Annotated in this window: 1 protein-coding gene; it reads left to right on the top strand. The window is 33.0% G+C overall.

Features of this window, described 5'->3' with window-relative positions; genetic code table 11:
* Positions 1–270, top strand: a 270-nt coding sequence (locus N2692_03190) for a site-specific DNA-methyltransferase (GenBank protein MCX8016268.1), incomplete at both ends; no start/stop codon positions are given.

Here is a 270-nt window from a genome sequence, read left to right as displayed (position 1 = left end):
CAAGGCATTTTTACAGGAGCAATTTAAACTATGGAGTTATCAATATTTTTGGGAAGGAGCAAAGGAATGGGGCGCGGATAGGGTTAATCAACTGCAAATTCTTAAAGACATTGCCTTTAAAATTATTGACTTTATCTCACCGTTTGAAGATGAGCTGGTAAAAATCTGGAATAAACCAAAATTTGTGAAAAATTCACACTATGTAATTACCTTAGACAGAATCACTGATAAAAAACTCATTGAGAAAATCAATTCTCATGAAAACTATCC

It is taken from the genome of Patescibacteria group bacterium, assembly GCA_026415775.1.
Classification (GTDB): Bacteria; Patescibacteriota; Minisyncoccia; order UBA6257; family JAAZHW01; genus SKW32.
This window is presented reverse-complemented; position numbering and strand designations above follow the sequence as displayed.